The sequence below is a fragment of the Burkholderia sp. CpTa8-5 genome (assembly GCF_017815045.1).
Lineage (GTDB): Bacteria > Pseudomonadota > Gammaproteobacteria > Burkholderiales > Burkholderiaceae > Burkholderia > Burkholderia sola.
On record NZ_JAGIQD010000006.1, the window covers coordinates 14971 to 38368 of the forward strand.

Consider the following 23398-nt stretch of genomic DNA (forward strand, 5'->3'; position numbering starts at 1 on the left):
GCACTGATTTGATGGCGGCCGTATGGCCTGACCCGATGCTAACCGCAAGGAATCGGTCCTTGCACTAAGAGGAATGAATGGCGAGTAACAACGTAGCCCAATTTGCCGCGGAACTGAAAATGCCTGCTGGTGTGCTGCTCGAACAGCTGCAGGCAGCGGGCGTCCAGAAAGCGAGTGAAGACGATGCGCTGTCCGAAGCGGACAAGGCGCGTCTGCTCGATCATTTGCGCAAGTCGCACGGCGCAACCGACGGCGACAAGCGCAAGATCACGCTGACCCGCAAGCATACGTCGGAGATCAAGCAATCTGACGCGACGGGCAAGGCTCGCACCATTCAGGTCGAGGTCCGCAAGAAGCGTACGTTCGTCAAGCGCGACGACGTGGCCGACGGCGCGGAACAGGGTCAGGCGCAGGTCGCCGAAGCGGACGACGATGCAGAACTGAAGCGTCGCGAGGAAGAGGCGCGCCGCGAGGCCGAGCTGCTCGAGAAGCAGGCGCAGGAGCTGCGCGAGCGTCAGGAGCGCCTCGAGCGCGAGGAAGCCGAACGTCGCGCCCGCGAGGAAGCGGCCGAGGCCGAGCGCCGTCGCGCCGAGGAAGAAGCGGCGACGAAGCGTGCCGCGGCGGAAGCCGCCGCAGCCCAGCAGCAGGCGGCAGCGCAGCAGGCTGCTGCTGCCGAGCAGGAAGCGACGCCGACGCAGTCCGCGCAGGACGAAGCACGCGCAGCCGCCGAACGCGCGGCGCAGCGCGAAGCGGCGAAGAAGGCCGAGGACGCTGCCCGCGAGGCAGCCGACAAGGCGCGCGCCGAGCAGGAAGAGATCAGCAAGCGTCGCGCGGCGGCAGAAGCCGAAGCACGCGCGATCCGCGAAATGATGAACACGCCGCGCAAGGCCGTGGTCAAGGCAGTCGAGCCGCCGAAGCCGGTCGAGCCGCCGAAGCCGGCTGAAGCGAAGGGCACGCTGCACAAGCCGGCGAAGCCGGAAGGCGCACAGGCGCGTCCGGCCGTGAAGAAGCCGGCGGGTGCGGCGGCTCCGGCCACCACGCAGGCGCCGGCAGGCGCGGGCGACCGCAACAAGAAGCCGGGCGCAGGCAAGGGCGGCTGGCAGGACGACGCATCGAAGCGTCGCGGCATCAAGACGCGCGGCGACTCGAGCGGCGGCGTCGACCGCGGCTGGCGCGGCGGCCCGAAGGGTCGCGGCCGTCACCAGGACAGTTCGACGTTCCAGGCGCCGACCGAACCGATCGTTCGCGAAGTGCATGTGCCGGAAACCGTGTCGGTTGCCGATCTCGCGCACAAGATGTCGATCAAGGCCTCCGAAGTCATCAAGGTGATGATGAAGATGGGCCAGATGGTCACGATCAACCAGGTGCTGGACCAGGAAACGGCGATGATCATCGTCGAGGAACTGGGCCACCGCGCGGTTGCCGCGAAGCTGGACGATCCGGAAGCGCTGCTCGTCGAAGGCGAAACCGGTACCGATGCGGAGCAACTGCCGCGTCCGCCGGTCGTCACGGTGATGGGTCACGTCGACCACGGCAAGACGTCGCTGCTCGACCACATCCGCCGCGCGAAGGTTGCAGCGGGCGAAGCGGGCGGCATTACGCAGCACATCGGCGCTTACCACGTCGAAACGCCGCGTGGCGTCATCACGTTCCTCGATACGCCGGGTCACGAAGCGTTCACGGCAATGCGTGCACGCGGCGCGAAGGCGACCGACATCGTGGTGCTGGTGGTGGCGGCCGACGACGGCGTGATGCCGCAGACGAAGGAAGCCATCGCCCACGCGAAGGCGGGCGGCGTGCCGATCGTCGTCGCGATCAACAAGATCGACAAGCCGGATGCGAACCCCGATCGCGTCAAGCAGGAGCTGGTCGCGGAAGGCGTCGTGCCGGAAGAATACGGTGGCGATTCGCCGTTCGTGCCGGTATCGGCGAAGACCGGCGCGGGTATCGACGATCTGCTCGAGAACGTGCTGCTGCAGGCCGAAGTGCTGGAACTGAAGGCACCGGTCGAAGCGCCGGCCAAGGGCATCGTGATCGAAGCGAAGCTCGACAAGGGTAAAGGCCCGGTCGCGACGATCCTCGTGCAGTCCGGTACGCTGAACCGCGGCGACATCGTGCTGGCGGGTACGGCCTACGGCCGCGTCCGTGCGATGCTCGACGAGAACGGCAAGCCGACGAAGGAAGCCGGCCCGTCGATCCCGGTCGAAATCCAGGGTCTGTCGGAAGTGCCGGGTGCGGGCGAGGAAGTGATCGTGCTGCCGGACGAGCGCAAGGCACGTGAAATCGCGCTGTTCCGTCAGGGCAAGTTCCGCGACGTGAAGCTCGCGAAGCAGCAGGCCGCGAAGCTGGAAAGCATGCTCGAGCAGATGGGCGAGGGCGAAGTGCAGAACCTGCCGCTCATCATCAAGGCCGACGTGCAGGGTTCGCAGGAAGCGCTCGTGCAGTCGCTGCTCAAGCTGTCGACCGACGAAGTGCGCGTGCAGATCGTGCACAGCGCGGTGGGCGGCATCAGCGAAAACGACGTCAACCTCGCGACGGCATCGAAGGCGGTCATCATCGGCTTCAACACGCGTGCGGATGCTCAGGCACGCAAGCTGGCCGAGGCGAACGGCATCGATATCCGCTACTACAACATCATCTACGACGCAGTGGATGAGGTGAAGGCGGCGATGTCGGGCATGCTGGCGCCGGAGAAGCGCGAAGTCATCACCGGCATGGTCGAGGTGCGCCAGGTCTTCAAGGTACCGAAGATCGGCACGGTCGCCGGCTGTATGGTCACGGACGGTATCGTCAAGCGCTCGTCGTCGGTGCGCGTGCTGCGCAACAACGTCGTGATCTTCACGGGCGAACTCGAATCGCTGAAGCGCTTCAAGGACGACGTGAAGGAAGTGAAGCAAGGCTTCGAGTGCGGTATGTCGGTGAAGAACTTCAACGATATCGTCGAAGGCGACCAGTTCGAAGTCTTCGAAGTGACCGAAGTCGCGCGTACGCTGTAATCGTCGCGCATCGGCTCATGGGCGGGGCAGGCTTGGGCCTGTCCCGCCCATTTTCATGGTGGCGTGCCGAAAACGGCTGCCGCTTCATCCTGATAAACGGATCACGGATCGATCATGTCCAGGAAACGTACTTCCCCCAATCGCAACGTTCAGATCGCCGACCAGATTCAGCGCGATCTGTCCGAACTCATCATGCGCGAGGTCAAGGATCCGCGCGTCGGCATCGTGACCATCCAGAGCGTGGAACTCACGCCGGACTATGCGCACGCGAAGGTCTATTTCACGGCGCTCACCGGCGATCCGGACAAGACGCAGGAGGCGCTGAACCATGCGTCGGGTCACCTGCACAACCTGCTGTTCAAGCGCCTGCACATTCATACGGTGCCGACGCTGCATTTCCATTACGACCAGACGATCGAGAAGGCCGTCGAAATGTCGCGCCTGATCAAGGAAGCGAACTCGACCCGCGCGAAGGACGACGACGAGGCCGACGCGCCTGCCAAGGACGACTGAGCTCGACGGGCCTATGACGAATGCGGCACCCCAACGTCCGCGCGTGCCCCGGCGCGTGCTGGACGGCGTTCTCCTGCTGGACAAGCCGGTCGGCCTGTCCAGCAACGATGCGCTGATTCGCGCGAAGCGCCTGCTTCTCGCGAAGAAGGCCGGTCACACCGGCACGCTCGATCCGCTGGCTTCGGGCCTGCTGCCGTTGTGTTTCGGCGAAGCGACCAAGTTTTCGCAGGATTTGCTCGACGCCGACAAGACCTATGAAGCGACGATGCGTCTCGGCCAGCGCACGGCCACCGGCGACGCGGAAGGCGACGTGATCGACACGCGGCCGGTCGAATGCGATCGGGCGGCGGTGGAAGCCGCGCTCGTGCGCTTCACCGGCGACATCGTGCAGGTGCCGCCGATGTATTCGGCGCTCAAGCGCGACGGCAAGCCGCTGTATGAATATGCGCGCGCAGGTCAGACCGTCGAGCGGGAAGGCCGCAACGTGACGATCCACTTGCTCGAACTACTCGCGTGCGAGCTGCCCGACGTGACGTTTCGCGTGACCTGCAGCAAGGGCACGTATGTGCGCACGCTGGCGGAGGATATCGGCGAAGCGCTGGGTTGCGGCGCGCATTTGACGATGCTGCGTCGCACGGGCGTCGGTGCGCTGACGCTCGAGCATGCGGTGACGCTCGACGCGCTGTCGGACGCGGCCGAATCGGCGCGCGATGCATGGCTGCAGCCGGTTGATGCGCTGCTGTCGACGTTTCCGCTGGTGCGTCTCGACGAAGCTAGCGCGAAGCGGTTTCTGCACGGGCAGCGGCTACCGCTGTCGGCGCTCGAACCGATCGACGCGGGCGAGGGCGAGCGCGTGCGCGTGTACGACGCAACGCGGTTGCTCGGCGTGGCGCGCAAGGCGAATGGCGTGCTCGCGCCGGAGCGGCTGGTCGTGACGGCTGAGTGATGCGAGGCGCGCAAGCGCCATCGCCGGCACAAAAAACCCGGTCGAAATCGACCGGGGTTTTTGTTGGGTGCATTGCGTTGAACGTGGTGCTCAGTGCGCGGCCGACGCCGCCGCACCCGCATCGCCGCCGCCCGCGCGTTCGGGCTTCGTGATCCAGATCAGTCCGATCAGCAGCACGAAGATCGCCGCCGAAATGTAGAACAGATCGTTCACGCCCAGCTGCGCAGCCTGCTGCGTGGCCATGTTGTTGATCAGGCCGTGTGCCTGCTGCTGCGTAAGCCCGAGATTGCCCATCTGAGTGACGGCCTGATTGAACGTCGGGTTGTACGGATTCGTCTGCTCGACCAACTGAGCGTGGTGGAAGTTGTTGCGGTGGTCCCACGCGGTCTGGAAGATCGACGTGCCGATGCCGCCGCACATGATCCGCACGAAGTTCGACAGGCCGGACGCCGCCGGAATGCGGTGGCCGGGCAGGCCCGACAGCGTGATCGACACCAGCGGGATGAAGAAGCCCGCCATCGCGATGCCCTGCACGAGCGTCGGCAGCGTCAGCGACCATTCGTCGACGCCGGTCGTGTAGCGCGAACGCATCCAGAAGCACAGCGCGAACGTGAGGAACGCGGCGGTCGCGATGTAGCGCGGATCGGTGCGCGGCAGGAACTTGCCGGTCAGCGGCGACAGCAGGATCGCGAACAACCCCACGGGCGCCATCACGAGCCCCGCATCGGTGGCCGTATAGCCGATCTGGGTCTGCAGCCACAGCGGCAGCAGCACGAGATTGCCGAAGTAGAGCCCGTAGCCGACCGCGAGCGCGATCGTGCCGCCCGTGAAGTTGCGCATGCGGAACAGCGACAGGTCGACGACCGGATGTTCCGCGGTCAGCTCCCAGATCACGAAGAACGCGAACGAGATGACCGCGATCAACGCGAGCGCGACGATCGTGGTCGACGCGAACCAGTCGAGATCCTTGCCCTTGTCGAGCATGATCTGCAGCGAGCCGACCCACAGCACGAGCAGCGCGAGGCCGACGCCGTCGATCGGCGCGCGGCGCACCGTCGATTCGCGCGTACGGTAGATCGACCACGTGGCAAGCGCGGCGGCGATGCCGACGGGGATGTTCACGTAGAAGATCCAGGGCCACGAATAATTGTCCGAGATCCAGCCGCCGAGGATCGGCCCCGCGACCGGCGCGATCAGCGTCGTCATCGACCACAGGGCGAGCGCCATCGGCGCCTTCGCGCGTGGATAGCTCGACAGCAGCAGCGATTGCGACAGCGGAATCATCGGGCCCGCGACGGCACCCTGGAGCACGCGTGACGCGAGCAGGAATGGCAGGCTCGGCGCCAGCCCGCACATCCACGACGAGATGACGAACAGGATGATCGACGCGAGGAACAGGCGAACTTGCCCGAAACGGTCGGTCAGCCAGCCGGTCAGCGGCACCGAGATTGCGTTGGCGACCGCGAACGACGTGATGACCCACGTGCCCTGGTCGGACGACACGCCGAGGTCGCCCGAGATGGTCGGGATCGCGACGTTCGCGATGGACGTGTCGAGCACGTTCATGAACACCGCGAGCGACACCGCGATCGTGCCGAGCACGAGTTGCCCGCCCTGCAGGGGCGGGTAGGAGACAGGAGCCTGTGCCATGTCGGTTGTCTTTCCGGAGTCGGAACGGTTACATCATTTTCGCGGCGGTGTTCTGCTTCGCCGCGACCGGCGCCGACGCGTTGCCGCCTGCGTTCTCGGCGATGATGCGCGCGATTTCGGCGTCGGCTTCGTCGCCGTATTTCGCGAACACGTTGGTCTCGTAGACGGTGTTCGGCGCGTTGACGAGCTGGTCGCCGCGTTCGTCCTTGATGTCCACGTCGACCTGCATCGACAGGCCGATGCGCAGCGGATGCTTGTCGAGATCCTTCGGGTCGAGCTCGATACGCACCGGCAGGCGCTGCACGACCTTGATCCAGTTGCCGGTCGCGTTCTGCGCCGGCAGCAGCGAGAACGCCGAGCCCGTGCCGGCCGAGAAGCCGACGACCTTGCCGTGGTACGTGACCGACGAACCGTAGATGTCGGCCGTCATCTCGACCGGCTGGCCGATGCGCATGTGCTTCAACTGGACTTCCTTGAAGTTCGCGTCGACCCACACGGCATTGAGCGGCACCACCGACATCAGCGGGTTGCCGGGCGATACGCGCTGGCCGACCTGCACCGAGCGCTTTGCGACGTAGCCGGTGACCGGCGCCGGCAGCACGTTACGCGCGTTCGCGAGGTATGCGTCGCGCACCTTCGCGGCGGCGGCCATCACGTTCGGGTGCGATGCGATCGTCGTGTTCGCGGTCAATGCGCGATTCGATGCGAGCTGCTGCTGGGCGGCGTCGACCGATGCCTGCGCGGCCTTCACCGCGTCGCGGGCGTGCGAGATTTCTTCCTGCGACACGGCGCCCGTCTGCGCGACGGCGAGGCGACGACGCAGGTCGTCCTGTGCCTTCGACAGGTCGGACTGGCGCAGCGCGACTTGTGCGCGGTACTGGTCGTCGTTGACGAACAGGCCGCGCACCTGGCGCACCGTCTGCGCGAGGTTGGCTTCCGCCTGCTGCAGCGCGACCTGCGAATCGGCCGGGTCGAGCACGACGAGCGGGTCGCCGGCCTTGACCGTTTGCGTGTCGTCCGCCTTCACGGCGATCACGGTGCCGGTGACCTGCGGCGTGATCTGCACGACGTTGCCGTTCACGTACGCATCGTCGGTGTCTTCATGGAAGCGGGCGACGAGGAAGTAGTACAGGCCGTATGCGATGGCCGCGATCACGATGACCGCGACGAGCAGCGTCATCATTCGTTTGCGCTTGCCGTTGTTCTGCGGCTGCGCGCTGGCGGCGTTTTGTTGGTCGCTCATGGCGATTTTCTCCGTCCGTTATTTCGAGTGTCTGCGTAGTGGTGGCGCCGGCTCAGTTGGCGGCTTGTTTGGTCGGCGTGGCCGCATCGGGCGCGGCGAGCGGCGTGCCCGTCGCGTCGAACCCGCCGCCGAGCGCCTTGATCAGCGCGAGCTGCATGTCGCGGCGACGCATCTTCAGGTTGGTCACCGTCTGCTCCGATGCGAGGCGGTTGCTGTCCGCCGTCAGCACCTGCAGTTGCGGCGACAGGCCGGCCTTGTAGCGGATGACCGCGAGATCGTACGCGCGCGTCGATGCGTCGAGCGCACGTTGGGCGTCGCCCATCTGGCGATCGACCGCGCGGATCGACGCGACCTGCGTCGCGACGTCGTTCAGCGCGCTGATCAGCGTCTGGTTGTAGTTCGCGACCGACAGGTCGAAATCGGCGTAGCGGCCCTTGAGCTGGGCGCGCAGCGCGCCGGCATCGAAGATCGGCAGGTGGATCGCCGGGCCGAACTGCGCCTGGCGGCTCGCGAAATTCAGGAATTTGCCCCAGCCGAATGCATCGAAGCCGAAGCCGGCCGCGAGGTTCACGTCGGGGTAGAACTCGGCCTTCGCTTCCTTCACGTCGTGCATCGCGGCTTCGACCTGCCAGCGCGCGGCGACGATGTCGGGGCGGCGCGACACGAGATCGGCCGGCAGGTTGCCGGGCAGCGTGACGTCGCCGCTCGGGTTCATCACGGGCGCCGCGATCTGCAGCCCGCGATCCGGGCCCTTGCCGAGCAGCGCGGCGAGCTGGTAGCGCACCGTCGTGATCTGGCCGTCGAGGTCCGACAGCGAAGCCTGCGTCGTCGCGATGTTGCCGCGGGCCGTCTGGCGTTCGACGTTGGTGTCGAGGCCGGCCGATACGCGGCCGTCGGTGATCTTGCCGACCGTCTCGCGGTTGCTGATCTCGCGCTGCGCGATGTCGCGCAGCGCATAGAGCTGCGCGAGCGAGTTGTAGGTGCGCGCGACCGACGACGCGAGCGTGATGCGCGCCTGCTGCATGTCGGCTTCGGCGGCCTTTTCCTGCGACACGGCCGTGTGCAGGCGTTCGCGGTTCTTGCCCCACAGGTCGAGTTCCCACGACGCGCTCGCGAGCGCGTTGTTCTCGCTGTACCACTGGCCGCCGTACGGAGGCGGGAACAGTGCGTTCGACGAATACAGCTCGCGCGTCCACGAATAGCTGGCTTCGGCCTTCGGCATCAGGTTCGAGCGGGACGATTCGATGTACGACGACGCCTTCGCGATGCGTGCCTGCGCCTGCGCGATCGACGGGTTGCCCTGCAGCGCTTCGTCGATCAGCTTCGGCAGTTGCGGATCGCCGAACTGGCTCGCCCAGTCGAGCGCCGGCCACTGGCCGCCCTGGGCCGGCAGGCTCTGGGCGGATTCGAATTGCGACGCGGGGGCGATCTGCTTGTCGCTCTTGATGCCGATGTAATTCGCGCAGCCCGCCAGCGCCAGCGCGGCGACCGCGGCGGCGACGGCGGCGCGGCACGACCCGGCGCGCACGGACAACGGGGAGGTTTTCATCGCGCTAACCCCTGACTCGGAATGAATGATGGACACTGCAAGGATTTCCTTACATTAATCTGTCAAAAGTAATTGTTATGGCAACTATTACGTGACGCTGCCGCCGGCCGTCTCGCAATAGTTGCTGAGAATGCGGCGCAGCATGCTCTTCAGGAATCCGACTTCTTCCGGCGTAAACCCGTCCAGCACCTGGTCGAGCACGCTGCGAAAAATGGGCGGCAGCCGTTCGGCTAGCGCACGGCCTTCGTCGGTGAGTTCGAGGCGCACGACGCGCCGGTCCTCGATGCTGCGCACGCGCGACAGCAGGCCGCGTTTCTCGACCCGGTCGAGCAGGCGCGTGACCGCGCTCGCGTCGATCCCGTATTCGCGCGCCAGTTCGGCGGCCGTCGAGCACTTGCCGACCGCGATCATGAACAGCATGCTCGCCTGCGTGCCGGTGATGCCGAGTTCTTCCTGCGTGCGCTGCGTGACGAGGTTGGTCATCACGGACTTCACGCGCGACATCAGATAGCCGACGCTGTCGTTCATCTGATACGTGGACAACGGCGAAACGGGCGGTGGGGTAGGAGAATCCGACATAAAACCCTGAAGCTGCAATAGTTGACTAGGCAGCAGTATAGGCACAATTGCTTGCCGCGGCAAATGTTAATCGAACGGCTAAGCGCGTGCTCGGCACGGCGAGAATCCCTTGTCTCGATAAGGTTTTTCGTCCGGGCGCGGTGGGGCGAGGCGGATTGGCGCAGCCTGTTTTGCTGCGTTGCAACGCGCGGGACAGCTGTCGACACGCACACGTGCTATAATTTGAGGCTCTCCAAGCTGCAACGCGCGCGCCCCGTGAAAAACGAGCGCGCGCGTTTGCGCGTTCAAACGATTTCCAGGTTTCTATGACCCGCGCCCTTCGCAATATCGCCATCATCGCCCACGTCGACCACGGCAAGACCACGCTCGTCGACCAGCTGCTCCGCCAGTCCGGCACCTTCCGCGACAACCAGCAGATTGCGGAGCGGGTGATGGACTCGAACGACATCGAAAAAGAGCGCGGGATCACGATTCTCGCGAAGAACTGCGCGGTCGAATACGAAGGCACGCACGTCAACATCGTCGACACCCCGGGGCACGCGGACTTCGGCGGCGAAGTCGAGCGCGTGCTGTCGATGGTCGACTCGGTGCTGCTGCTCGTCGACGCGGTCGAGGGCCCGATGCCGCAGACGCGCTTCGTCACGAAGAAGGCGCTCGCGCTCGGCCTGAAGCCGATCGTCGTCGTCAACAAGATCGACCGTCCGGGCGCGCGGATCGACTGGGTGATCAACCAGACCTTCGACCTGTTCGACAAGCTCGGCGCGACCGAAGAGCAGCTCGATTTCCCGATCGTCTACGCGTCGGGCCTGAACGGCTATGCGTCGCTCGACCCGGCCGCGCGCGAAGGCGACATGCGCCCGCTGTTCGAGGCGATCCTCGAGCACGTGCCGGTTCGCCCGGCCGATCCGGAAGCGCCGCTGCAGCTCCAGATCACGTCGCTCGACTATTCGACGTACGTCGGCCGGATCGGCGTCGGCCGCATCACGCGCGGCCGGATCAAGCCGGGCCAGCCGGTCGTGATGCGCTTCGGCCCGGAAGGCGACGTGCTGAACCGCAAGATCAATCAGGTGCTGTCGTTCAAGGGCCTGGAGCGCGTGCAGGTCGAATCGGCCGAAGCGGGCGACATCGTGCTGATCAACGGGATTGAAGACGTCGGCATCGGCGCGACGATCTGCGCGGTCGACACGCCGGAAGCGCTGCCGATGATCACCGTCGACGAACCGACGCTGACGATGAACTTCCTCGTCAACTCGTCGCCGCTCGCCGGCCGCGAAGGCAAGTTCGTGACGAGCCGCCAGATCCGCGACCGTCTGATGAAGGAACTGAACCACAACGTCGCGCTGCGCGTGAAGGATACCGGCGACGAAACGGTGTTCGAAGTGTCGGGCCGCGGCGAGCTGCACCTGACGATTCTCGTCGAGAACATGCGCCGCGAAGGCTACGAGCTGGCCGTGTCGCGTCCGCGCGTCGTGATGCAGGAAATCGACGGCGTGCGTCACGAGCCGTACGAGCTGCTGACGGTCGACGTCGAGGACGAGCACCAGGGCGGCGTGATGGAAGAGCTCGGCCGCCGCAAGGGCGAAATGCTCGACATGGCGTCGGACGGCCGCGGCCGTACGCGCCTGGAATACAAGATCTCGGCACGCGGCCTGATCGGCTTCCAGAGCGAATTCCTGACGCTCACGCGCGGCACGGGCCTGATGAGCCACATCTTCGACTCGTACGCACCGGTCAAGGACGGCTCGGTGTTCGAGCGCCGCAACGGCGTGCTGATCTCGCAGGACGACGGCGCGGCCGTGGCCTACGCACTGTGGAAGCTGCAGGATCGCGGCCGCATGTTCGTGAAGCCGGGCGACGCGCTGTATGAGGGCATGATCATCGGCATCCACAGCCGCGACAACGACCTCGTCGTGAACCCGATCAAGGGCAAGCAGCTGACCAACGTGCGCGCGTCGGGTACCGACGAAGCCGTGCGTCTGGTACCGCCGGTCCAGATGTCGCTGGAATACGCGGTCGAATTCATCGACGACGACGAGCTCGTCGAAGTGACGCCGCAGTCGATCCGCCTGCGCAAGCGCTTCCTGAAGGAGCACGAGCGTCGCCGCGCGAGCCGCGAAGGCGCGGTCGACTAAGCATCGACTGTTCCCGCGCACGACGAAAGAGGCTGCCTTCGGGCAGCCTTTTTTGCATTCGCGCATCGCGCAACCGGAGTGCCTGCAAAACACTGTTCCGGCGGGTCGCGGCAATCCGGCAAAACCCCGCCACGCGGTGCTTTCGGGCACATTTCACCGTGAACTCCGGTATCGGTTCTGTGATATGCTGCGCGCACGCAAGTTTTAGGTCCTTCCAAGCAAGACTTGATTCGCAATCCGCTAAACGGTCAGGCCGTGTCGCGGAAGGTTGAGTAACCCGCTATTTCTCGAGAAGCTCGAAGAAAGGTGAGCGTAAAATGTCAGATGTAATGAAGCAGTTTCAGCTGAACTCCTATCTGTTCGGCGGCAATGCTTCGTACGTTGAAGAACTGTACGATGCATACCTCAACAATCCGGCGTCGGTGCCGGAGAACTGGCGAGAGTATTTCGACGCGCTGCAGAACGTGCCCGCGACGGACGGCTCCAACGCCAATGACGTCGCTCACTTCCCGATCGTCGAATCGTTCGCCGAGCGCGCGAAGGCCAATGCCTTCATCCCGCGCGAAAGCACCAGCAATCTGGCAACCGCGCGCAAGCAGGTGCACGTCCAGTCGCTGATCAGCGCCTACCGCTTCCTTGGCTCGCAATGGGCCAACCTCGATCCGCTGAAGCGTCGCGAACGTCCGGCCATTCCGGAACTCGAACCCGCGTTCTACGACTTCTCCGAAGGCGACCTCGACCAGACGTACAGCGCAAGCAACCTGTACTTCGGTTTCGACCAGGCTTCGCTGCGCGACATCGTCAAGGGCCTGCGCGACACGTACTGCGGCACGATCGGCGCCGAGTACATGTACATCAGCGACCCGGAACAGAAGCGCTGGTGGCAGGAGCGCCTGGAATCGACCCGCGCGACGCCGGCTTTCTCGGTCGACAAGAAGAAGCACATCCTGAATCGCCTGACGGCCGCCGAAGGCCTCGAGCGCTACCTGCACACCAAGTACGTCGGCCAGAAGCGCTTCTCGCTCGAAGGCGGCGAAAGCTTCATCGCGGCGATGGACGAAGTCGTCCAGCACGCGGGCAAGAGCGGCGTGCAGGAAATCATCATCGGCATGGCTCACCGCGGCCGTCTGAACGTGCTGGTCAACACGCTGGGCAAGATGCCGGCCGACCTGTTCGCCGAATTCGAAGGCAAGCACGTCGACGACCTGCCGGCCGGTGACGTGAAATACCACAAGGGCTTCTCGTCGGACGTGTCGACGGAAGGCGGCCCGGTCCACCTGTCGCTCGCGTTCAACCCGTCGCACCTCGAAATCGTGAACCCGGTGGTCGAAGGTTCCGCGAAGGCGCGGATGGACCGTCGCGGCGACGAAGACGGCCTGCAGGTGCTGCCGGTGCAGATCCACGGCGACGCGGCCTTCGCCGGCCAGGGCGTCGTGATGGAAACGCTGAACCTCGCGCAGACGCGCGGTTACGGCACGCACGGCACGCTGCACATCGTCATCAACAACCAGATCGGCTTCACGACGTCCGACCCGCGCGACGCGCGCTCGACGCTGTACTGCACCGACGTCGTCAAGATGATCGAAGCGCCGGTGCTGCACGTGAACGGCGACGATCCGGAAGCCGTCGTGCTCGCGATCCAGATCGCGATCGACTACCGGATGCAGTTCCACAAGGATGTCGTGATCGACATCGTCTGCTTCCGCAAGCTGGGTCACAACGAGCAGGACACGCCGGCGGTCACGCAGCCGCTGATGTACAAGAAGATCGCGCAGCACCCGGGCACCCGTGCGCTGTACGCCGAGAAGCTCGTGCAGCAGGGCGTGATCACCGCGGAAGACGCCGACAACTACGTGAAGGCGTACCGCAAGGCGATGGACGACGGTCACCACACCGTCGATCCGGTCCTGTCGAACTACAAGAGCAAGTACGCGGTCGACTGGGTTCCGTTCCTGAACCGCAAGTGGACGGATGCAGCCGACACGGCCGTGCCGCTCGCCGAACTGAAGCGCCTGGGCGAACGCATCACCACGGTCCCGGAAAACTTCAAGGTTCACCCGCTCGTCGAGCGCGTGATCAACGACCGCCGCAACATGGCGCGCGGCGACCAGCCGCTCGACTGGGGCATGGGCGAACACCTCGCGTTCGCGTCGCTCGTCGCATCGGGCTACTCGGTGCGCCTGACGGGCCAGGACTCGGGCCGCGGCACGTTCACGCACCGTCACGCGGTGCTGCACGACCAGAACCGCGAGCGCTGGAACGACGGCACGTACGTGCCGCTGCAGAACATCGCCGACGGTCAGGCGAAGTTCACGGTGATCGACTCGGTGCTGTCGGAAGAAGCGGTGCTGGGCTTCGAATACGGTTACTCGACCGCCGAGCCGAACACGCTCGTGCTGTGGGAAGCGCAGTTCGGCGACTTCGTCAACGGCGCGCAGGTCGTGATCGACCAGTTCATCTCGTCGGGCGAAGTGAAGTGGGGCCGCGTGTCGGGTCTCACGATGCTGCTGCCGCACGGCTACGAAGGCCAGGGTCCGGAACACTCGTCCACGCGTATCGAGCGTTTCCTGCAACTGTGTGCCGACCACAACATGCAGGTCGTCCAGCCGACGACGCCGGCGCAGATCTTCCACCTGCTGCGTCGTCAGATGATCCGTCTGTTCCGCAAGCCGCTGATCGTCGCCACGCCGAAGTCGCTGCTGCGCCACAAGGAAGCGGTGTCGGATCTGTCGGAACTGGCGAAGGGTTCGTTCCAGCCGGTGCTGGGCGAAACCGACGGCGGCATCGACGCGAAGAAGGTCAAGCGCGTGCTGGCATGCTCGGGCCGCGTGTACTACGACCTCGTCGCGCATCGCCGTGAAGCGAAGGCGAACGACGTCGCGATCATCCGTATCGAGCAGCTGTATCCGTTCGCGCACAAGCAGTTCGAAGCCGAAATGAAGAAGTACGAGAACGCGACTGAAGTGGTCTGGGTGCAGGACGAGCCGCAGAACCAGGGCCCCTGGTTCTACGTCGAGCACCACCTGAAGGAAGGCATGAAGGAAGGGCAGAAGCTGGCATACAGCGGCCGTCCGGCTTCGGCCTCGCCGGCGGTTGGCTACTACGCGAAGCACTACGAGCAGCAGAAGGCCCTGATCGAAGGGGCATTCGGCCGCCTGAAGAGCGCATCGATCGCGAAATAACCGACGTCAAGCGACACGGGAAGGCGCGCGGCGCTTTCCCGTCCCTTTTGGCCCCCGCGCGCGTCGCGCGCCGCACCGGCCGAAGGAATCGCACGAACCTCGTCACACCCCAGATTAAGCATCCAGGAAAATCACATGGCTATCGTAGAAGTCAAAGTCCCCCAGCTGTCGGAGTCGGTGTCGGAAGCCACCATGCTGCAGTGGAAGAAGAAGCCGGGCGAAGCAGTCGCGCAGGACGAAATCCTGATCGAACTCGAGACCGACAAGGTCGTCCTCGAAGTGCCGGCGCCGGCAGCGGGCGTGCTCGCGCAAGTGCTGCAGAACGACGGTGACACGGTGGTCGCCGACCAGATCATCGCGACGATCGACACCGAAGCGAAGGCAGGTGCTGCCGAAGCAGCGGCAGGCGCCGCCGAAGTCAAGCCGGCCGCCGCGCCTGCAGCAGCCGCGCCGGCCGCCCAGCCGGCTGCCGCGACCGCATCGAGCTCGGCCGCCGCATCGCCGGCCGCCGCGAAGCTGCTGGCCGAAAAGGGCCTGTCGACGGGCGACGTCGCAGGGTCGGGCCGCGACGGCCGCGTCACGAAGGGCGACGCGCTGGCAGCAGGCAGCGCACCGAAGGCGGCTCCGGCCGCCGCACCGGCGAAGACCGCCGCCGCGAAGCCGGCGCTGCCGGAAGTGAAGGTGCCGGCGTCGGCAGCGACCTGGCTGAACGACCGTCCGGAACAGCGCGTGCCGATGTCGCGCCTGCGTGCGCGTATCGCCGAGCGTCTGCTCGAATCGCAGCAGACCAACGCGATCCTGACGACGTTCAACGAAGTGAACATGGCGCCGGTCATGGAGCTGCGTAACAAGTACAAGGACAAGTTCGAGAAGGAACACGGCGTGAAGCTCGGCTTCATGTCGTTCTTCGTGAAGGCGGCCGTGCATGCGCTGAAGAAGTTCCCGCTCGTGAACGCGTCGATCGACGGTAACGACATCGTCTATCACGGCTACTTCGACATCGGTATCGCGGTCGGTTCGCCGCGCGGCCTGGTCGTGCCGATCCTGCGCAACGCGGATCAGCTGAGCCTCGCCGAGATCGAGAAGAAGATCGCCGAATTCGGCCAGAAGGCGAAGGACGGCAAGCTGTCGATCGAGGAAATGACGGGCGGTACGTTCTCGATCTCGAACGGCGGCGTGTTCGGCTCGATGCTGTCGACCCCGATCATCAACCCGCCGCAGTCGGCCATCCTCGGCGTGCACGCGACGAAGGAGCGTCCGGTCGTCGAAAACGGCCAGATCGTGATCCGCCCGATCAACTACCTCGCGCTGTCGTACGACCACCGCATCATCGACGGCCGCGAAGCCGTGCTGTCGCTCGTCGCGATGAAGGATGCGCTGGAAGATCCGGCACGCCTGCTGCTCGACCTGTAAGCCGAGTCTCACCGCATCGATCCGTTCCGTGGGTTCGCGCCCAAGCGCGAACCCACGGGCGTACAAGTAGAAAGGATTGTCATGTCCAAGGAATTTGACGTCGTCGTGATCGGCGCCGGCCCCGGCGGCTACATCGCCGCGATTCGCGCCGCGCAGCTCGGCAAGACCGTTGCCTGTATCGAGAAGTGGAAGAACCCGGCCGGCGCGCTGAAGCTCGGCGGCACTTGCCTGAACGTCGGCTGCATCCCGTCGAAGGCGCTGCTCGCGTCGTCGGAAGAGTTCGAGAACACGTCGCATCACCTGGCCGACCACGGCATCACGGTCGACGGCGTGAAGATCGACGTCGCGAAGATGCTCGGCCGCAAGGACGCGATCGTCGAGAAGATGACGAGCGGGATCGAGTTCCTGTTCAAGAAGAACAAGATCACCTGGCTGAAGGGCCATGGCAAGTTCACCGGCAAGACCGACGCCGGCGTGCAGATCGAAGTGAGCGGCGAGGGTGAAACCGAAGTCGTCACCGCGAAGAACGTGATCATCGCGACGGGCTCGAAGGCGCGTCACCTGCCGAACATCCCGGTCGACAACAAGATCGTGTCGGACAACGAAGGTGCGCTGACGTTCGACGCGGTGCCGAAGAAGCTCGCCGTGATCGGCGCGGGCGTGATCGGCCTCGAGCTCGGCTCGGTGTGGCGTCGCCTGGGTGCCGAAGTGACGGTGCTCGAAGCGCTGCCGGCGTTCCTCGGCGCAGCCGACGAAGCGCTCGCGAAGGAAGCGGCGAAGCTGTTCAAGAAGCAGGGCCTCGACATCCATCTCGGCGTGAAGATCGGCGACGTGAAGACGAGCGCCGACGGCGTGTCGATCGCGTACACGGACAAGGACGGTAACGCGCAGACGCTCGACGCCGACCGCCTGATCGTGTCGGTCGGCCGCGTGCCGAACACCGACAACCTCGGCCTCGAGGCCATCGGCCTGAAGGCCAACGAGCGCGGCTTCATCGACGTGGACGACCACTGCCGCACGGCGGTGCCGAACGTGTACGCGATCGGTGACGTGGTGCGCGGCCCGATGCTCGCGCACAAGGCGGAAGACGAAGGCGTGCTGGTCGCGGAAGTGATCGACGGCCAGAAGCCGCACATCGACTACAACTGCATTCCTTGGGTGATCTACACGTACCCGGAAATCGCATGGGTCGGCAAGACGGAGCAGCAGCTGAAGGCCGAAGGCCGCGAGATCAAGTCGGGCAAGTTCCCGTTCTCGATCAACGGCCGCGCGCTCGGCATGAACGCGCCGGACGGTTTCGTGAAGATGATCGCGGACGCGAAGACCGACGAACTGCTCGGCGTGCATGTGATCGCGGCGAACGCGTCGGACCTGATCGCGGAAGCCGTGGTGGCGATGGAGTTCAAGGCGGCGTCGGAAGACATCGCCCGCATCTGCCATCCGCACCCGTCGATGTCGGAAGTGATGCGCGAAGCGGCGCTCGCGGTCGACAAGCGCTCGCTGAACAGCTGAGCGCGGTATAGCGCCGGCCGGCCACCGGCTGGCGCAACCGTCTCATGACGAGGGCGGGCGGGTTTTTCCCGCTCGCCTTTGTTTTTTCCGGTTTGCCCTGATGAACGTCACCGAATACTACACGCGCGAACTGACCACGCGCGGCTATCAGTCCGATCCCGCTCAGCGCGCGGCCGTCGATCGCCTGCAGCGCTGTTTCGACGAATGGGTCGACTACAAGGCGCGCCGCTCGAACGCGTTCAAGAAGCTCATCAATCACCCGGATCTCCCGCGCGGCGTCTACATGTGGGGCGGTGTCGGCCGTGGCAAGAGCTTCCTGATGGACAGCTTCTACGCGGTGGTGCCCGTGCAGCGCAAGACGCGCCTGCATTTCCACGAATTCATGCGCGAAGTGCACCGCGAGCTCGAGGAACTGAAAGGGCAGGCCGATCCGCTCGACGAACTCGCACGACGCATCGCGAAGCGTTACCGGCTGATCTGCTTCGACGAGTTCCACGTGTCGGACATCGCCGACGCGATGATCCTGTACCGCCTGCTCGACCGCCTGTTCAACAACGGCGTGCAGTTCGTGATGACGTCCAATTACGATCCCGACGACCTGTATCCGGATGGCCTGCATCGCGACCGCATGCTGCCGGCGATCGCGCTGATCAAGGAAAAGCTCGACGTGCTCAACGTCGACGCGGGGGTCGACTATCGCCAGCGCACGCTCGCGCAGGTGAAGATGTATCACACGCCGCTCGGCGCGGAGGTCGATCGCGAACTACGCCATGCATTCGGCAAGCTCGCGGCCGTGCCCGACGAGAGCCCGATCCTGCATATCGAGAAGCGCGAGCTGAAGGCGCTGCGCAAGGCGGACGGCGTCGTGTGGTTCGATTTCGCGACGCTGTGCGGCGGCCCGCGTTCGCAGAACGATTACCTCGAGCTGGCAAGCCGCTTCCATGCGATCGTGCTGTCCGAGGTGCCGCAGATGTCGCCGCGGATGGCGTCCGAAGCGCGCCGCTTCACGTGGCTCATCGACGTGCTGTACGACCACAAGGTCAAGCTGCTGATGTCCGCGGCGGTGCCGGCCGAGGCGTTGTACGTCGAAGGGCCGATGGCCAACGAATTCGCGCGTACGGTCTCGCGCATCGTCGAGATGCAGTCGAAGGAATATATCGAGACGCCGCGCCGCATCGTCGATACGTCGTTGACCTGAGCCGATTGCCGGCTCGGGTAATTGGCGACATTTAAACGTCAATTTCGGTTAAATTCAGCGAATCTCAGGGTATTTTCGGATTTGTCTTATATTCATCGTTGAGGTGAGCCGATATTGTGGTGTCATGGTTATTAAGGCTGGAGATGTCCATGACCCCGTATCGCGATTTGACCGACCACCAATGGCGCTGCGTCGCGCCGCTTCTGCCCGAAATGCAGCCGCGCACCGAATTGCGCGGCCGGCCGTTAGCCAATACGCGCGCCGTGCTGAACGGCGTGCTCTGGGTGATCTACAGTGGCGCGACATGGTCGGCCATGCCGCGCCGTTACCCGTCGTATCAAACATGCCATCGACGCTTCAAGGCGTGGCACGAAACGGGCACGCTGATGAACGTGATGCGTGAGCTCTATGGCGACGTCGGCATGAATCTCTGCAATGAGCTGTCCGCGCGGATGCGCAAGCACACGCAATCGAAGGCGGCGGAGGCGCGTAGCCACGCGGCACCCGCATATCGTGCGCCGGGCAGCTATCCATCGGATGCGATGAAGCACGCGGCGTGAAGCCCATCGGTTTTTCGTTGTGCGTGCACCAAAAGAAATCGGCCTGGCGACGTCGTCGCAGGCCGATTTTTCATTGAGCCGCGGGTATTCGCGCGTACGGCGTTATTGCTGGCGCACCCAGGTCTGCGACCGGCCCAGCAGCGACACGCCGATGTAGCCGCGCACCACGAGCTTCTGGCCGCCGTCTTCAAGCGTCATCTTGCACTTGTAGACCTTGCCGTTCTCCGGGTCGAGAATGTTGCCGCCGTCCCAGTGGTCGCCGTCCTTCTTCATCGCCTTGATGATCGTCATGCCCTTGATGAGCTGATCCTTGCGCTCGTCCGTGCATGCGGTGCAGCGGCGATCGGGCGTATCATTCGCGCCGAGGCCCTTGACGACCTTGCCCGTCAGCGCTCCGTCGCCGTCCTCGGCGATCTGCACGAGCGCCTTCGGTTGATGGGTGTTGTCGTCGATCGTTTGCCACATGCCGATGGGGCTGTCGGCTTGTGCGAACGTGGGGGCTGCGCACGCGAGCAGGGCGCCGGCGATGGCGAGTGCACGCAACGGGCGAGTCAGTTGAATCATTGTCATCCTCCTTGTTTTGCATGTCTGTTCGATTCGCTCGCACGACCGTCTGCATGGGGCGGGCATGTTGCGAGCTTCGCCAGAATACGTGAAACCGCACGCCGCGTTTGATAGAGGGGACTCTAATCGAAACGGCCAGCATGACGCTGGCCGTTCGTGACTTTGGTGACCGATCAGTTGAGCTGATAAGAGAACGCCGCGTTGATGCGCGGGCTGCGTGACGCGCTTTCGACCGGCGCATCGCCGACCGGTTTGGCGACGTTCAGGTCGAGGCTGTAGTAGCGGCTGTCCGTGAGTCGCACGCCGATGCCGACCGACGACATGCGATTCGGCGATGGCGTGCCCGCGTGCAGATACACGCGCGCCATGTCGTATGCGATGTACGGCGTGATCGATTTCAGATACGTCCAGCCCGGCGTGAAGCCGCGGTTGACTTCGAGCGACATCCCCCAGCCCGAGTCGCCCGACGTTTCACCCGGCTGATAGCCGAGCGCATAGCGGGTCGAGCCGAACGAGATCTGCTCGGACGTCGGCAGCGAATCGGGACTGTATTGCCCGGTCAGCGACACCGACGTGCCGATGCGGAACGGCCATTCGTTCGTCTGCGTGAAGGTCGCGCCGGTTCGAACGAAGGTCAGCGAGATCGGGCTGTCCGCCGAGATCGTCGTCGTACCGATAGTCGTGTCCTGCGCTTTCGACGCGCCGAGGATGTTGAAGCCCTTCGCGACGTTGACGCTCAGCTTCTGCACCTGTTTCGGCTGGACGCTCGTGTAGTCGAGCTGCATCTGCAGCACGCGGACTTGCGAGCGCGTATCGATGCTGTTGCCGTTGATTTTGCTCTGGTAACGGTCTTCGTTGTGCGACGCATAGCCAGACACGGTACCGAGCAGGCTACGCTGATTGTTCAGCAAGATCGGATAGGAGGCCGAAAGACCGAGCTTCTCGTTCTTGACCGTGCGCTCGACCGACGACGGCAGGCCGGGGTTGTCGGTCGGCTTGCCGCGATACGTGCTGGCATCGAGGCGCGTGATGAGGCCGTTGCTGCCGATCGGCACCGCGCCGCTGAACGCGAAGTAGGTCTGCTTGTCGCGTCCCGGCGGCGCGAGCGCCGAGATGCTCAACTGCTCGCCGAACCGCGTGAGGCCGTTTTCGGTCGCGGTGATGAGGCCCTGGACGCCCGGGTGGTTGAAGTCGATCCCCGTGCTGACGTTGAACGGCTTGCGATCGACCGCGAGTTCGAGCGTCGTCGCGCCGTCGGTGGTTTGCGGCGGCGGCACGTTCGCCTTCACCGTGAGGCCCGGCAACAGCCCGAACGTGTTCACGTAACGCTCGAACGTCGCGCGGCGCAGCGGGCGATCGTCCGTGATGTGGGCAGCAATCGCGCGAATCTTCGGTTCCATCGCGCCGGGTTTGCCGGTGACCTTGACGTCCGACACATAGCCTTCCACCACCGTGATGCGCACGACGCCGTTCTCGAACGTCTGCGCGGGAACGAACGCGAACGACAGCGCGTAGCCGCGTTCCTGGTACAGCTTCGTCACGCCGTTGGCGGTTTCGATCAGCTCGCCGATCGTGATGTCCTTGCCGACGAGCGGTGTGAAGCGGCGCGTGATTTCCTCGAACGGTATCGACTTCACGCCTTCGACCTGGAACGTCTTCGGCGTCAGGTGCCGCGACAGCAGCTCCTGCAATTGCGGCGCCTGCGGCGCGACCTGAACGGTGACGTTCGGGCCCGTCTTCGGTGCGTTGATCTGGGGAAGGGAGTCGAGCGGGTTGCCGCCGACGCGCGTTTGCGCCTGTGCCGTGCCTGCTGCCGCGATGGCGAGCAGCATCATCCATCTGTCGAGTCTGGATTTCATTGTTCTTCCTCGTAGGCCTTGCTTTTCGTCTTCTTTGTAATGCCGGCGCGCGACACCCAGGTGTCGCGCGCCGCGTGCCGCCATGCCGGTTGTGTTCGTACGGCCGCGTCATTCGCTCCGGCTGCGATGACGCGACCGTCCTCCTTACTTGCCGACGCTACCCAGCGTACCCAGCAACCCCGTGACCGGTGCCAGCAGGCCCGTCGAACCGCTGCCCGACGATGCCGTACCCGACACGCTGCCGACCAGCGACGTGACCGGCGCGAGCGGGCTCGAGCCCCCGGACCCTGCTGCACCGCCCACTGCTCCGGTGACAGTATTCAGCAAACCGGTGACGGGCGCGAGAGGGTTTGCACTGCCTGCGCCGCCCGTCGCGCCGCCGAGCGCGCCGGTGACCGTCGAGACGAGGCCCGTGACCGGTGCGAGCGGGCCGCTGCCCGAGCCGCCCGTTGCGCCGGTGAGCGAGCCGAGCGGTGTCGAACCGAGACCCGACAGCAGGCCGCCGAGCGGATTCGTCGAAGCGGAACCCGACGACGAGCCGTTCTGGACGGTTGCCGTCGAGCCGCCGACGAGGCTTGTGATCAGGCCGGGGATCGGTGCTGCGCCGTTCGGGCCGTTCGGATTGACGAGGCCGCCCGCGTTGGTCACGGTATTGCCGACCGCGGTCACGAGCTGACCGACGTCGCCGACGAGCGGCTGGCTCGACGTCCCGCCGACCTGCTTGCCGGCCGAGCTGATCGCGCCGCCGATCTGGCCGAGCAGGCCCGACACGGGTTGGCCGAGACCGGTCGTCGTGCCGACCTGCTGCGTGACCTGGCCGGCCGTGATCACGAGCGGCGTGATCGCCGAGCTGATCGGTTGCGTGACCTGCTGCACGGCGCCCGACGACAGCGTCGAGCCGATCGTCGTGCCGGCGGCCGTCAGGCCGTTGGCGACCGTGTCGAGCACGGTGCCGACCGGCGTCGTGACCGGTGCGAGCGGCGCCAGCGGGCCCGCGCCCAGCGCCTTGACCGTCGAGCTCAGGCCGGACACCGTGTTGCTCGTCGCGCCGACGACGTTGCCGAGACCGGCGACCGTCGTGCCGACCGGATCTTTGATCGAGCCGGTCTGGCCGAGCCCGTTGCTCAACGCATCGGCGGCCGCGTCGATGATCGTGCCGGTGCTCGACACGGTGCTGCCGACGCCCTTCGTCACGCCGTCGCCGAGGCCCGGCAGGCTGACGTTCCCGATGGTGCTGCCAAGGTCGGTGGCGGTTTGGCCGAGCGTGCTGACGGCGCCCTTGGTACCGGTCGTCGTGCCGCTGGTGCCGCTCGTCCCGCTGGTACCGCTCGTGCCACTGGTGCCGCTCGTCCCGCTGGTGCTGCCGCTCGGCGGCGCGCTGACGCTGTTGCCGCCGCACGCGGCGAGCAGGCAGGCCGTCGCGAAAACGGTAAGGGGTACGCGCCATTGGCGCAGGGTGGTCGTCGTGTTGGAACGCTGGGACATGATGGACTCCTCGCTGT

The 23398-nt window shown here is 65.1% G+C and carries 16 protein-coding genes; 9 read left to right on the forward strand and 7 right to left on the reverse strand.

Annotation, left to right across the window (positions count from 1 at the left end; genetic code table 11):
• Positions 1–77: 77 nt before the first annotated feature.
• The 3 genes from infB (at position 78) to truB (ending at position 4455) form a co-directional block, all read left to right on the forward strand.
• On the forward strand, positions 78–2996 hold the full coding sequence (gene infB / locus J8I35_RS11525; protein WP_050012483.1) for a translation initiation factor IF-2: 2919 nt from the start codon (positions 78–80) through the stop codon (positions 2994–2996).
• Between the two features lie 114 nt (positions 2997–3110).
• Entirely contained in the window at positions 3111–3509 is a 399-nt protein-coding gene (gene rbfA / locus J8I35_RS11530) for a 30S ribosome-binding factor RbfA (protein ID WP_050012484.1), read from the forward strand.
• 13 nt (positions 3510–3522) lie between these two features.
• Complete coding sequence (gene truB, locus J8I35_RS11535; RefSeq protein ID WP_124593174.1) at positions 3523–4455, forward strand: tRNA pseudouridine(55) synthase TruB; 933 nt, start codon at positions 3523–3525, stop codon at positions 4453–4455.
• A gap of 90 nt (positions 4456–4545) precedes the next feature.
• On the opposite strand, the gene J8I35_RS11540 is transcribed toward truB, so the two are convergent.
• From J8I35_RS11540 to J8I35_RS11555, 4 genes are all read right to left on the reverse strand, one after another.
• A complete protein-coding gene (locus J8I35_RS11540; RefSeq protein WP_050012486.1) occupies positions 4546–6105 on the reverse strand; it encodes a DHA2 family efflux MFS transporter permease subunit in 1560 nt (519 codons plus the stop codon).
• Positions 6106–6133: 28 nt separating this feature from the next.
• Positions 6134–7348 (reverse strand): HlyD family secretion protein, encoded by a 1215-nt coding sequence (locus tag J8I35_RS11545; RefSeq protein ID WP_204494516.1) that lies wholly within the window; start codon positions 7346–7348, stop codon positions 6134–6136.
• 52 nt (positions 7349–7400) lie between these two features.
• Positions 7401–8897: an efflux transporter outer membrane subunit gene (locus J8I35_RS11550; RefSeq protein ID WP_050012488.1), complete on the reverse strand. Its 1497-nt coding sequence runs from the start codon at positions 8895–8897 to the stop codon at positions 7401–7403.
• Positions 8898–8984: 87 nt separating this feature from the next.
• Positions 8985–9476 (reverse strand): MarR family transcriptional regulator, encoded by a 492-nt coding sequence (locus tag J8I35_RS11555; protein WP_050012489.1) that lies wholly within the window; start codon positions 9474–9476, stop codon positions 8985–8987.
• A gap of 305 nt (positions 9477–9781) precedes the next feature.
• On the opposite strand from J8I35_RS11555, the gene typA reads away from it, so the two are divergent.
• From typA to J8I35_RS11585, 6 genes are all read left to right on the forward strand, one after another.
• A complete protein-coding gene (gene typA / locus J8I35_RS11560; RefSeq protein WP_006476159.1) occupies positions 9782–11608 on the forward strand; it encodes a translational GTPase TypA in 1827 nt (608 codons plus the stop codon).
• A gap of 317 nt (positions 11609–11925) precedes the next feature.
• Positions 11926–14790 carry a 2-oxoglutarate dehydrogenase E1 component gene (locus J8I35_RS11565; protein WP_050012490.1) on the forward strand — a complete coding sequence of 955 codons (2865 nt, stop codon included), beginning with the start codon at positions 11926–11928 and terminating at the stop codon, positions 14788–14790.
• 135 nt (positions 14791–14925) lie between these two features.
• Positions 14926–16203: a 2-oxoglutarate dehydrogenase complex dihydrolipoyllysine-residue succinyltransferase gene (odhB, locus tag J8I35_RS11570; protein ID WP_050012491.1), complete on the forward strand. Its 1278-nt coding sequence runs from the start codon at positions 14926–14928 to the stop codon at positions 16201–16203.
• An 81-nt stretch (positions 16204–16284) separates the two neighbouring features.
• On the forward strand, positions 16285–17715 hold the full coding sequence (lpdA, locus tag J8I35_RS11575; RefSeq protein ID WP_050012492.1) for a dihydrolipoyl dehydrogenase: 1431 nt from the start codon (positions 16285–16287) through the stop codon (positions 17713–17715).
• 100 nt (positions 17716–17815) lie between these two features.
• Positions 17816–18913 carry a cell division protein ZapE gene (gene zapE, locus J8I35_RS11580; RefSeq protein WP_209925476.1) on the forward strand — a complete coding sequence of 366 codons (1098 nt, stop codon included), beginning with the start codon at positions 17816–17818 and terminating at the stop codon, positions 18911–18913.
• A gap of 149 nt (positions 18914–19062) precedes the next feature.
• The gene (locus tag J8I35_RS11585) at positions 19063–19473 is read left to right on the forward strand and encodes a transposase (protein ID WP_050012493.1); all 411 of its coding nucleotides are present in this window, start codon (positions 19063–19065) and stop codon (positions 19471–19473) included.
• A gap of 102 nt (positions 19474–19575) precedes the next feature.
• Here the strand turns inward: J8I35_RS11585 and J8I35_RS11590 are convergent, their stop codons facing one another.
• From J8I35_RS11590 to J8I35_RS11600, 3 genes are all read right to left on the reverse strand, one after another.
• Entirely contained in the window at positions 19576–20037 is a 462-nt protein-coding gene (locus J8I35_RS11590) for a DUF2147 domain-containing protein (RefSeq protein WP_050012494.1), read from the reverse strand.
• 173 nt (positions 20038–20210) lie between these two features.
• Positions 20211–21896 (reverse strand): ShlB/FhaC/HecB family hemolysin secretion/activation protein, encoded by a 1686-nt coding sequence (locus J8I35_RS11595; protein WP_050012495.1) that lies wholly within the window; start codon positions 21894–21896, stop codon positions 20211–20213.
• A 144-nt stretch (positions 21897–22040) separates the two neighbouring features.
• Positions 22041–23384 carry a collagen-like triple helix repeat-containing protein gene (locus tag J8I35_RS11600; protein ID WP_124556364.1) on the reverse strand — a complete coding sequence of 448 codons (1344 nt, stop codon included), beginning with the start codon at positions 23382–23384 and terminating at the stop codon, positions 22041–22043.
• Between the last annotated feature and the right edge of the window lie 14 nt (positions 23385–23398).

Bases quoted from the DNA above. Each gene is read 5' to 3' on its own strand.
- infB (WP_050012483.1), top strand. From the start codon at position 78: ATGGCGAGTAACAACGTAGCCCAATTTGCCGCGGAACTGAAAATGCCT.
- rbfA (WP_050012484.1), top strand. From the start codon at position 3,111: ATGTCCAGGAAACGTACTTCCCCCAATCGCAACGTTCAGATCGCCGAC.
- truB (WP_124593174.1), top strand. From the start codon at position 3,523: ATGACGAATGCGGCACCCCAACGTCCGCGCGTGCCCCGGCGCGTGCTG.
- J8I35_RS11540 (WP_050012486.1), bottom strand. From the start codon at position 6,105: ATGGCACAGGCTCCTGTCTCCTACCCGCCCCTGCAGGGCGGGCAACTC.
- J8I35_RS11545 (WP_204494516.1), bottom strand. From the start codon at position 7,348: ATGAGCGACCAACAAAACGCCGCCAGCGCGCAGCCGCAGAACAACGGC.
- J8I35_RS11550 (WP_050012488.1), bottom strand. From the start codon at position 8,897: ATGAAAACCTCCCCGTTGTCCGTGCGCGCCGGGTCGTGCCGCGCCGCC.
- J8I35_RS11555 (WP_050012489.1), bottom strand. From the start codon at position 9,476: ATGTCGGATTCTCCTACCCCACCGCCCGTTTCGCCGTTGTCCACGTAT.
- typA (WP_006476159.1), top strand. From the start codon at position 9,782: ATGACCCGCGCCCTTCGCAATATCGCCATCATCGCCCACGTCGACCAC.
- J8I35_RS11565 (WP_050012490.1), top strand. From the start codon at position 11,926: ATGTCAGATGTAATGAAGCAGTTTCAGCTGAACTCCTATCTGTTCGGC.
- odhB (WP_050012491.1), top strand. From the start codon at position 14,926: ATGGCTATCGTAGAAGTCAAAGTCCCCCAGCTGTCGGAGTCGGTGTCG.
- lpdA (WP_050012492.1), top strand. From the start codon at position 16,285: ATGTCCAAGGAATTTGACGTCGTCGTGATCGGCGCCGGCCCCGGCGGC.
- zapE (WP_209925476.1), top strand. From the start codon at position 17,816: ATGAACGTCACCGAATACTACACGCGCGAACTGACCACGCGCGGCTAT.
- J8I35_RS11585 (WP_050012493.1), top strand. From the start codon at position 19,063: ATGACCCCGTATCGCGATTTGACCGACCACCAATGGCGCTGCGTCGCG.
- J8I35_RS11590 (WP_050012494.1), bottom strand. From the start codon at position 20,037: ATGATTCAACTGACTCGCCCGTTGCGTGCACTCGCCATCGCCGGCGCC.
- J8I35_RS11595 (WP_050012495.1), bottom strand. From the start codon at position 21,896: ATGAAATCCAGACTCGACAGATGGATGATGCTGCTCGCCATCGCGGCA.